At 61.2% G+C, this 9,130-nt stretch carries 6 protein-coding genes and 1 pseudogene; 4 read left to right on the plus strand and 3 right to left on the minus strand.

What is annotated here, in order from left to right; translation table 11 throughout:
• The 3 genes from MKK70_RS03320 to MKK70_RS03330 form a co-directional block, all read left to right on the plus strand.
• Positions 1 to 653: methyl-accepting chemotaxis protein (locus tag MKK70_RS03320; protein WP_243945819.1), on the plus strand; the 653-nt coding region annotated here is incomplete at its 5' end.
• Positions 654 to 660: 7 nt separating this feature from the next.
• A complete protein-coding gene (locus MKK70_RS03325; protein WP_243945821.1) occupies positions 661 to 990 on the plus strand; it encodes a hypothetical protein in 330 nt (109 codons plus the stop codon).
• Positions 991 to 1,005: 15 nt separating this feature from the next.
• Positions 1,006 to 3,240, plus strand: a complete 2,235-nt coding sequence (locus tag MKK70_RS03330) for a putative bifunctional diguanylate cyclase/phosphodiesterase (protein ID WP_243945823.1) — start codon at positions 1,006 to 1,008, stop codon at positions 3,238 to 3,240.
• 338 nt (positions 3,241 to 3,578) lie between these two features.
• Here the strand turns inward: MKK70_RS03330 and MKK70_RS03335 are convergent, their stop codons facing one another.
• Positions 3,579 to 5,396 (minus strand): response regulator, encoded by a 1,818-nt coding sequence (locus MKK70_RS03335; RefSeq protein WP_313898957.1) that lies wholly within the window; start codon positions 5,394 to 5,396, stop codon positions 3,579 to 3,581.
• 836 nt (positions 5,397 to 6,232) lie between these two features.
• Here MKK70_RS03335 and MKK70_RS03345 point away from each other — a divergent pair.
• On the plus strand, positions 6,233 to 8,446 hold the full coding sequence (locus MKK70_RS03345; RefSeq protein WP_243934318.1) for a putative bifunctional diguanylate cyclase/phosphodiesterase: 2,214 nt from the start codon (positions 6,233 to 6,235) through the stop codon (positions 8,444 to 8,446).
• Between the two features lie 309 nt (positions 8,447 to 8,755).
• On the opposite strand, the gene MKK70_RS03350 is transcribed toward MKK70_RS03345, so the two are convergent.
• Both MKK70_RS03350 and MKK70_RS03355 read right to left on the minus strand, forming a co-directional pair.
• A complete protein-coding gene (locus tag MKK70_RS03350) occupies positions 8,756 to 8,980 on the minus strand; it encodes a hypothetical protein (RefSeq protein ID WP_243934317.1) in 225 nt (74 codons plus the stop codon).
• A 24-nt stretch (positions 8,981 to 9,004) separates the two neighbouring features.
• A pseudogene (locus MKK70_RS03355) lies at positions 9,005 to 9,130 on the minus strand (IS5/IS1182 family transposase); the annotation flags it as partial.

The raw sequence follows: 9,130 nt of genomic DNA on the forward strand, positions 1-9,130 counted from the left end.
CCGCGGCGGCCGAGGAGCTTGGCTCATCGGTTCAGGAGATCGGACGCCAGGTCGATGGCTCTGCCGCCCTCGCACAGCAAGCTGTCGCCGAGGCCGATCAAACCGGCGCTTTGGTGCAGGAGTTGAGCACGGCGGTCTCGCGCATCGGCGACGTGGTCGGCATGATCTCCACCATCGCCGGACAGACCAACCTTCTGGCGCTGAATGCTACCATCGAGGCGGCGCGCGCCGGTGAAGCGGGACGCGGCTTCGCGGTGGTCGCTGCCGAGGTCAAGGAGCTTGCCTCACAAACGGCACGGGCGACCGACGAGATCTCAGGGCAGATCGCACGCATCCAGGCGTCCACGGGTCAAGCTGTCACGGCGATCGGCGGCATTACCGCCCGGATCCAGGAGATCAGCGGGGTAACAACGTCCATTGCGGCCGCCGTTGAGCAGCAGGGCGCGGCGACACAGGAGATCGTGCGTAACGTCAGCCAGGCGGCGATGGGTACGGGCGAGGTCACGAGCAACATCGCCGGCGTGGCGGGCGCGGCCGAGGAGACGGGGGCTGCGGCAAGCCAGGTGCTGGGCGCGGCCTCCGAGCTGTCGCGCCAGGCCGAGACCCTGACGGCCGAGGTGGGACGCTTCCTCGCCACCGTACGGGCCGCGTGAGGCTGCGATGGCCGAGATCCTATCGTTCACCGGGCGGCTGAACCCCGAGGGTGCAGCTCGTCTCAGCGCCGCCCTGACGCAAGCCTTCGCGGACGGTGCCGACCTCGGCCGGCGCGAGCCGCAGATCCGCGCTCTGGGGCTATCGCTCGGTTCCCTCGTCGACACCCTACGGTTCGAACTCGATCGGCTCGACGTATGCCTGGCGGACAGTCAGCTCCCATCATCCGGGCATCCCGAGTGCCGAGCCCTACTCGCCGAGTTCGAGCGTTTCGGCGAACTCGCTCGCGCCTACCGTGCCGCCGACGCGTCTGACGCGGTCGACTGTCCGGGCCTGTGACCTCGATCCCGGAGCATGACGGTGTCCGATTTCTCCGCCTCACCCGACGAGGAAGCCCGCCTGCGGGCGCTCGCCGCGCACGATTGGCTCGATGCCCCCCCCGATCCCGCACTCGCCCACATTGCCGAACTTGCCGCGCGGCTCTTCGGTACGCCTGCCGCCTTCGTTTCGCTCGTTGATCGCAACCGGCAGGTGTTTCACGCCAAGGTCGGCATCGATTTGTGCGAGACTGCCCGGGACATCGCCTTCTGTGACCGGACCATCGCGCAGGACGATCTGCTTGTAGTGCTGGACGCTGCGCACGATCCACGCTTCCACGACAATCCGCTCGTCACCGGCGAGCCCTTCATCCGCTTCTATGCGGGAGCACCTCTGCGAACCGCTGACGGCCATGCCATCGGCACGCTCTGCCTCGCCGGCCCCGAGCCACGCACCGTCTTCACCGAGGCCGACCGGCGCACCCTCTCCGATCTCGCCCGTCTTGCGCTCGATCGGCTGGAGCTGCGCCGCGTGGAGGTCGCTCGGCGTACCCTGCAGGCTCGGTTCGAGCACGTGGCAGCGACCTCGCCCGATGCGATCATCTGTGCGGATAGCTGCGGTCAGATCACCGTCTGGAGCGCGGCGGCCGAGCGCCTGTTTGGACATACGGTACCTGAGGCGCTGGGCCGGCCCGTCGCCCTGATCATACCCAAGCGGATGCGCGGAGGTAATGAGGGCGACCTGCGTCGGATCGCGAGCGCCGCCGCTGGTGGTCTGATCGGTCGAACGGTCGAACTGATCGCCTGCCACCGGAACGGGGATGAGTTCCCGATCGAGTTGTCGCTGTCGAGCTGGCGCGAGGAGGGACACGCCGCCTTCGGTGCCATCGTCCGCGACGTGCGTCAGCGCCGTGCCGTCGAGGACCGCCTGTTCCGCCTCGCGCACCTGGACCCCCTAACCGAGCTACCCAACCGCGCAGTCCTCCGCGGACGGATCGAGGCGGCAATCTCGGGTGGGCGATCGGCGGCTGTTCTGATGATCGACCTCGATGGGTTCAAAGAGGTCAACGACGCACACGGCCATGGCGTCGGGGATTCCGTGCTGCAGACCGCCGCCCGGCGTCTGCGCGCCAGCGTCGGCCCCGACGGTGTCACAGCCCGGTTCGGTGGAGACGAATTCGCTGTCGTGCTGCCGGGCGTGGGCGATCCGTTTGTAGCCGTCAGCACCGCAGAGGCGGCGATCGCGGCGCTCTCGCAGCCATACCACGTCGAGGGCTCGATCTTGCGCCTCGGCGCCAGCGCAGGCGTCGTCCTGAGCCCGGCGCATGGTGCGCTTGAGGAAGATCTGTTGATCTGCGCCGACGCCGCCCTGTACCGCGCCAAGGCTGACGGGCGCGGGCGCTGTCGCCTGTTCACGCCTGAAATGCGAGAGGCCGCGCAACGCCATCGGGCCTGCCGAGAAGGATTGCACCGGGCGGTCGAGCGCGGTGAGTTCGTGCTGCACTACCAGCCGCAGGTACGCCTGTCCGACGGCGCCCTTACGGGGGCCGAAGCCCTGATCCGTTGGCAGCACCCCGAGCTGGGCTTGCTCGCGCCGGCCGCGTTCCTGGCTGTGCTCGACGAAGGGCCGGACGCGGCTCGGGTCGGCGACTGGGTGCTGCGCACCGCTTGCGCTCAGGCGCGGGCGTGGCGTGACGGCGGCCTGCCGTCGTTCCAGATCGGGGTTAACCTCTGCGCGGCGCAGTTCCGCCGCGGAGATCTTGTCGAGCGCGTCGGCTCGGTGCTCGCGGAAACCGGGTTGGCGGCAGGCGCCTTGGAGTTGGAGATCACCGAGACGATCATCCTGCGACACGATCCCGGTGTGGTCGCGGCGCTGCTGGCCCTGCGCGCAATGGGCGTCGGGATCGCCTTCGATGATTACGGCACCGGTTACGCCTCGCTCAGCCTGCTCAAGCGGTTTCCTCTGTCACGCCTCAAGATCGATCGCAGCTTCGTCAGCGGGCTGTGCGAGGACCAGCAAGATGCAGCGGTCGTACGGGCGGTGATCGAGTTGAGCCGCAGTTTCGGTCTGGAGGTGATCGCCGAAGGGATTGAGACTGATGAGCAGCGCCGTCGCTTGCTGGCTAAGGGATGCCAGGAGGCGCAAGGCTATCTATTTGGAAGACCGATGGCAGCGGACGCGTTCGCGGTACGCTATGGCCTAGACGACCAAGGCGTAGACGTCACACAGACTGGGGACTATCCAAGTCACACTAGCGTAAATGCTGCCTGATATCAAAAAATAGTGAACAGTCTTCTGCGTAGGAAACATTCAATTTAATTTTATGGTGGATTATCCTCTTTCTGAGTGCATATTGCGGCGTATATCACAGTATTATAATTTGTTTTATTATTATAGATATCACATTTTTAAACATATTTGCGGTATGATAGCCTATGGAATGGATACGGGCCTGAAAATTCGTGTTGGCTCATGGCAATTTATTTTGAGCTGCGCATCTGGCTCTAAAAAATCATATTTTAAGAAATACAAGACTATCAGTCTTAGCTTCTTTTGTAATTCGAACCTACGGAAAGGACAATGAACTGACGTCGGATTTGCTTCACGTGTTACGCGTAATGACGGCCAGAATGACTGACCATGGTCTGAACTTTTGCTGCGAGCGCGTCGAGGGCGAACGGTTTGCTCATGATCTCCATGCCCGACGTCATGCTGCCGTTCCTGACGGCTGCGCTCGCTGCATAGCCCGTCAGGAACAGGACCCTCAGCATGGGGCTGTGTACGCGCGCCGCGTCGGCGAGCTGGCGTCCGTTCATGCCGCCGGGCAATCCGACATCGGTGAGGAGGAGATCGATGCAGGCGCGGGATTCGATGATCCGCAAGCCAGCCTTCCCATCCTCGGCTTCCAACACGCTGTAGCCGAGTTCGGATAGCGCCTCGACGATCAGCATCCTCAGCGCGATCTCGTCCTCGACCACAAGAACGACGGTGCCAGCCTCAGCGAGCGGTAGGCTGGATGCTGCGCTTGCCATCGCGACGCCGTCCGCCGCCCCGTGATGCCGCGGCAGGTAGATCGACACCACGGTTCCTTCGCCGGACTCGCTTCCCAACAGGACGTGGCCGCCGGATTGTTGGACGAAGCCGTAGATCATCGACAAGCCGAGGCCTGTGCCTTCGCCCAGGGGCTTGGTCGTGAAGAACGGCTCGAACACCCGCGCGATCACCTCGGGCGGCATGCCGGTGCCTCCATCCGTCACGAAGAGGCCCATGTACTCGCCCGGCGGCACGCTCCCCGGTGCATTGTCGGCACCGTCGTGCGAATGCGGGACGATACTGTTCCGGCTCTCGATCGTGAGGAAACCGCCGTCGGGCATGGCGTCGCGTGCGTTGATCACGAGGTTGAGCATCGCGTTCTCAAGCTGGTTCGGGTCGCACAGCGCCGGCCAGAGATCCGCCGCGAGCCTGGTCTCGACCGCGATCCCGGGCCCAACGGTCCGCCGGAACAGATCCTCCATGCCGGCGACCAGCCTGTTCACATCGGTTGCTTTGGGGTCGAGCGTCTGACGTCGCGAGAAGGCGAGGAGCCGATGGGTCAGCGCGGCGGCCCGGTCGACCGAGGTCATCGCCATGTCGATGTAGCGCGCCGCCTCCGACGCGCGGTCCTGGGCGATGCGTGTCCGGATGAATTCGAGGCTGCCGGAGATGCCCGCGAGGAGATTGTTGAAATCGTGCGCGAGCCCCCCGGTCAGCTGACCAACTGCTTCCATCTTGAGGGATTGACGCAGCGCCTCCTCGATCCGTCCGCGCTCCTCGGCCTCGGCGTGAAGTCTGGCGTTGGCATCGGTCAGTTCGCGGGTGCGTTCGGCGACGCGATCTTCGAGAACGGTCCGTAAGCCCGCCTCCCGGTCCCGCACCTCGCCGACGACGCGGATGCGGTCCACGGCACCTGCGATCAAGTTGGCATAGCTGCGCAGGAAGAACGTATCGCTTTCGGTGAACTGGCGCGGAACGTGACTGTCGATCTGGAGAATGCCGAACGGCGGTCTCCCATGACCGCCGATGATGAGGACGTTGGCCACCGCCCTGACGCCGTTATCGATCAGGAACTGCGAGTAGCGAAAACGCGTCTCCGTCGCGATGTCGGGGGAGATCATGGGCTCACCCGTCCGCAGCGCATGCCCTTCCGACGTGTCATGCTCGGCGGTGATCGTCGCTTTTCCGATGACGCCCGGCTTCCACCCGACCCCCGCGCGCACGCGAAGGGTCTTTCCGTCCTCCTGCAACTCGACGACCTTGGCGAGATCGGTCCCGAGAGCCTCCCCCGCCAAGCGGCAGGCCTCCGTCAAAATCTCATCGAGGTCATCAGATCGGAGAGCGAGTTCCCCAAATCGGGCAAGCGTTGTTTGTTGGCGAAGGAGCTCCTGCAAGCCCTTCGCTCTGATCCTAGTCAAAATTCATGTCCTCGGAACTTGCTCCCGGATACAACGCACACGAAGACCATTCGTGTCACTAGAGCGTGCATACGGCGTGTAACCTAAAATAATATCGTATCTTTCCAATCCCGAACCCATCATTCGATGACTTTGATACGCTTTTAAATTTGCACCGCTGAGCGAAGCCGACGTCCCCTCAAGCGATACGTCCGGGCCCAGCAGAGGTCGATGGTGAAGCGTAGAACCATAGTCGTTTCCGACGCACCACCGACTTACGAGGCCGTTGGTGTCCATGATGGTATCAAAACCCTCCGAAACGTCTGTCGACAGTGTCCGATCTACAGACGGCCTGATCGGTAGCGGCGCGGCGGAAATTACCTATTCCAGTCATAGGCCTTTGCCTTGTCGACCGACACATAAGCGGACATTCCGAGCATCAAAAATGGATCGAAAACAATCCAGATAGCATTTCATAAGTCCGGAAGTTCGTCTGACGTTTCAGGAGAGATGGGTGTAAATTCTTGTCTACTCTGGTAGGAAGTTTAGGTCGAGTTTGAAAGCGTGTGTCGGTCACCTTACGTTCCAGCTGCAGTTCGCCCTTTGGCGGCCTTCAATCGACATGCCGGTTGTCGTTGAGATCGAACATGCTGCTTCCGCACTGTGAGCCGGGCTCGCTCCAATAGGCCTTGTAGGAGAATGGTAACAATTATCATTTGATAATTGCGCGTAAGGGCTTGAGCGGCGTCGGAAAAGCAGCTGGTCCGCTGTTTGTTCGCTCGGCTTCTGCTTGCTGGCGAGGCACTTCGATCGAAGTCTGGCGGATCATTCCGATGCCCACAACACGAGCAAACCCGCTGCTTAACACCGAGAGCGGACGTCTAGCTGCTCTTGATGGGTATGCCATCCTCGATACGGCGCCGGAGCGGGAATTCGATGATATTGTCCAAATGGCCAAGCGTATATTCGCGATCCCAATTGCGCTTGTCTCGTTTGTTGCCGCAAATCGCCAGTTCTTCAAAGCTCGGATCGGTATGGATGTATGCCAAACGGATCGCGAGGGTTCATTCTGCACACACGCCATTCGCGGATACGAGGTTATGGTCGTACCCGATGCGACCCTAGACGAGCGCTTTTCATCCTCGCCACTCGTCACGAGCGGTCCACATATTCGCTTCTATGCCGGTGCACCACTCATCACGCCTGACGGCTTCGTAGTCGGCAGCTTCTGCATCCTGGATAGTGCGCCGCGCATCGACTTTTCCAACGAGCATCGTGAAACACTTGAAGATCTTGCCCGTCTTGTAATGGAGCGGTTGGAAGCGCGCAAGCTAAAGCTAGCGCAGCTCGACAGTCGCAAACAGTTCGAGTCAATTGCCGCCGTATCGCCTGACGCTATCATCTGCGCCAATGGATCGAACAGTATCTTATTCTGGAACAAGGCGGCGGAAGTAATCTTCGGCTACACCGCCGCGGAGGCGATGGGCCAGCCTCTTACCATCATTGTGCCGCCCCCTCTCCGGGCGCTGCACGAAGCTGGGTTAGCACGTGCCGTCGCTGGTCAACCAACCAAACTCGTGGGGGCAGTCGTGAGCGTTCCGGCGTGTCGTCGAGATGGCACCGAGTTTTCGATTGAGCTGTCTTTATCGCACTGGATCGAAGGAGGTGAACACCGTTTCGGGGCGATTGCTCGCGACATCACCGATCGGCGACGAGCCGAGGAACGTCTCAAGCATGAGGCGGAGTTCGACCATCTGACCGACATCGCAAATCGTAAGGTGCTTTCCGAGAGGATGGCGGAAGCGGGATGCACCGGCTCGGCTGCAACGCTACTCCTGCTCGATCTCGACGGGTTCAAGGATGTCAATGATAGTCTCGGTCACGCCGCAGGCGATGAGGTCCTTAAAACCGTGGCCAAACGCCTTGTCAGCGAGGTCGGTCATGCCGGTCTTGTATCCCGCCTCGGAGGAGACGAGTTCGCTGTTTTCCTGACCGAGATCGCGGATCCGGTGGCTGCCACTTCCCTATGCCAACGCCTGATCGCCATCATCGAAGAACCCATCGAGGTCGACGAGCGATCCGTTTATGTCGGCGCTAGCGGCGGGATCGCAGTGACCCATGGCGTAGCGTGGGAGCCTAATGAACTCCTCGGCGACACCGATCTCGCCCTGTACCGCGCCAAGGCAGAAGGCAAGAGCCGGGTGAGCCTCTTTACACCGGATCTCCGTTCGGTCGCTCGGACACGCACGTCCGTAAGTTCTGGTATGCGAGAAGCGTGGGAACGACGTGAATTTGAGATGTACTATCAGCCCCAGGTTCGCCTCGACACCAGCGTTGTCACCGGGGCAGAAGCCCTGATCCGCTGGAACCATCCCGAGCGTGGTCTTGTCAGCCCAGCCGCATTTCTTACTGTTCTTGAGTCGAGCCTACTTGCCGTTCCCGTCTCCGAGTGGATCCTACGCACCGCGTGCGAGCAAGCAGCCAACTGGCGCAAAATTGGGTTGAGCCATTTCCGCATTGGCGTGAACCTGTTTGCAGCCCAGTTTAGGTCCGGGGACTTGCCACAAGTGGTCGAGCAGGTCCTCGGCGACTACGACCTACCCGCGGAAGCGCTCGAACTTGAGATCACCGAGAACATAATTCTTCAGAGTGACGGTCGCATCAAAGCGGACTTGGCACAGCTACGAGATCTCGGCGTCGGTATCGCGTTCGACGATTACGGCACCGGCTACGCCTCACTGACGATGCTGAAGGACTACCCAGTCACACGATTGAAGATCGACCGCTCCTTCGTCAGCGGCGTCGAGCGTAGCCGAAAGGACCAGACGATCGTCGAGGCGATCTCTAACCTAGCGCGCGGATTCAACCTTGATGTCATTGCAGAGGGAATTGAGACGCGTGAGCAGGCCGAACTCATGCGTCAGCACTGCTCAGAAGGACAGGGCTATCTCTTTGGTCGGCCGATGGCAGCCAAGCACTTCGGAGAAACGTGTCTTCACCACAATAATTGGAGGGTGGGTTCGGGTACTAGCGGCTCGTCATCCTAGAAATTATCTTATTATCTACTGTATTGTTGTTTTGTCTTATTAACCAATATATGTGTGTAGGCTGTATCCTGTCCAATGTAAGTGTACGCGTATGATAATTACGAGACCGCATCACGGCTTTTTACGAATTCACGATATTAATCCAATCCTCTAATATGTCGGATATCCGACCGTTTTACTGACGCATATGGCTGTATGCAGCAACGTGTGAGAAGGGTGAGAAACAGTGCTCGCTGGCGCGGCCGAAAGAAGACCTCGCTTCGCCGGGCCAAACGGTGGAGCATAGATCGTCGACCGCGCCCTTCGTTCTTACTGCTGCGCCTCCCGGGCCTTGCGAGCCATCTCGTTGAGGGTCGTCACCGCTTCCTCGAAGCGGTGTTCCGCCTCGGCGTTGCGTAGGAAGCCGACCCGCTGCACCAGGATCTCACGCGGGGTGGGCCGCTCTCGGAAGAGCGACATGACCTCGTCGATGAAGTCGGCCAGTGGCAGGTATTCCTGGCGTGTCGCCTGTCCCGGGGTGAGGTCGGTCTGCACTGCCGGCGGCACTAGGTCGCGGACTCATAAAGTTCGCAGCCAGACCCGGACGGCAGCGAGTTTGACGCTGGCGAGGAAGTTGTCGGGATCCTTGTCGTAGCGGGTGGCGACGGCGCGGAAGTGCTTGATCTTGCTGAAGAAGCGCTCGAC

The organism is Methylobacterium sp. E-041, assembly GCF_022829665.1.
Lineage (GTDB): Bacteria > Pseudomonadota > Alphaproteobacteria > Rhizobiales > Beijerinckiaceae > Methylobacterium.

Coding starts and splice junctions, on each gene's coding strand:
- MKK70_RS03325 (WP_243945821.1), top strand. CDS start 661: ATGGCCGAGATCCTATCGTTCACCGGGCGGCTGAACCCCGAGGGTGCA.
- MKK70_RS03330 (WP_243945823.1), top strand. CDS start 1,006: ATGACGGTGTCCGATTTCTCCGCCTCACCCGACGAGGAAGCCCGCCTG.
- MKK70_RS03345 (WP_243934318.1), top strand. CDS start 6,233: ATGCCCACAACACGAGCAAACCCGCTGCTTAACACCGAGAGCGGACGT.